Origin of the sequence: Streptomyces sp. NPDC020681, from assembly GCF_044334895.1 — a bacterium.
Lineage (GTDB): Bacteria > Actinomycetota > Actinomycetes > Streptomycetales > Streptomycetaceae > Streptomyces.
The window spans coordinates 1-1,403 of record NZ_JBIRTX010000078.1; the positions used below are offsets into that span (position 1 = coordinate 1).

Annotated in this window: 1 protein-coding gene; it reads right to left on the bottom strand. The window is 65.5% G+C overall.

Going from position 1 to position 1,403, the window contains the following annotated elements:
* Positions 1 to 162 precede the first annotated feature (162 nt).
* The gene (locus tag ACH4YL_RS40770) at positions 163 to 1,347 is read right to left on the bottom strand and encodes an IS701 family transposase (RefSeq protein ID WP_398512594.1); all 1,185 of its coding nucleotides are present in this window, start codon (positions 1,345 to 1,347) and stop codon (positions 163 to 165) included.
* Between the last annotated feature and the right edge of the window lie 56 nt (positions 1,348 to 1,403).

Here is a 1,403-nt window from a genome sequence, read left to right on the forward strand (position 1 = left end):
TACTGCAACGGTGTTTGCCGTGACGGTTGGGCAGTTTTTATGGGCTGTGTCCGCGTCGTTTGTAGTGACTGAGGCGGGCTTGGTGTTGTCGTCTGCGGCGCCATGTTGACCAGTGCAGGATGTGGTCGGTGGGTGGGGGTCGACGGTGGGTGAGTCGGGTGATCAGGCGTCTGATTTCGGCGAGGCTGAGGTGGATGAGCTGGGAGGATCCGTTTCTGCTTTCCCGGCATCGAGTTCACGGGCGCGCAGGATGGTCAGGCAGGCATGGGCGGCCATGGCCAGGGTGATGTGGCGGTGCCAGCCGGGATAGCGGCGGACTTGGTAGTCGTCCAGGCCGCACTCCTGCTTCGCGGTCTGGAAGCATTCCTCGACAGCCCACCGGCTGCCCGCGATGCGGATGAGCTCGTCCAGTGTGGTGTCGGCGGGGCAGTAGGCGATGTAGTAGGAGATCTCTTCGGGCCGGCTGACGCTGCGGCGGGCGATGACCCAGTGTCGGCGGTCCTCGCGGTGCCAGGGTCTGACCTCGACGCGGGCCCAGTCATAGATCCGCCGCCCGTGGGCTCCGTCGCCGCACGAGCGGCGCTTCCATTTCTGCCGCGGGAGGCCGGGGAAGAGGTCGTGGACGGGGTGGTCGATGGCCCATCGGGTGACGACGGTGTCGTGCCGGGTGGTGGCCATGACGTGGAAGATGTCGGCCTGCTCCAGCTCGTGGCGCCAGCCTTTGCTGAAGCCGTAGGCGGCATCGGCCGTCACCCATCCGAACGGGATCTTGTCGGCGATTGCCCGTCGGACCATCGCCTTGGCCGTGGCCACTTTCGTCTCGAAGGCGATGCTGTCGTCGATGCCGGCTCGTCGGCACCGTTCGCGGTCGTCCGTCCATGACGTGGGCAGATACAGGCGGCGGTCGATCAGCGTGCGTCCGCGGTCGGTGGCGTAGGCGAGGAACACACCGATCTGGCAGTTCTCGGTGCGGCCGGCGGTACCGGAGTACTGCCTTTGCACGCCGGCCGAGCGGGTGCCCTTCTTGAGGAAGCCGGTGTCATCGACGATCAGTACGGCATCCCGGTCTCCGAGGTGTTCGACGACGTAATCGCGTACGTCGTCCAGGACCTCGTCGGCATCCCACTCGATCCGGTTCAGTAACCGGTGGATGCGATCGGGACCCGAGTGTCCGGCTTCCTCTGCGAGCGTCCAGCCGTTCTTCCGCTCCAGCGAAGCGATCAGTCCCCGCATATAGGCGAGCGCCGACTGACGCGGCTCCTCCCGGTTGAACCGGTGCACGAACCGCTCGTGCACCGCGCTCAGTTCCCCGGCCCACAACCTGACATCAGCAAGGTCCCCACCCATAACCACACCAACGACTGAACTGCCCAACCGTCACGGCAAACACCGTTGCAGTACTA

Bases quoted from the DNA above. Each gene is read 5' to 3' on its own strand.
- ACH4YL_RS40770 (WP_398512594.1), bottom strand. From the start codon at position 1,347: ATGGGTGGGGACCTTGCTGATGTCAGGTTGTGGGCCGGGGAACTGAGC.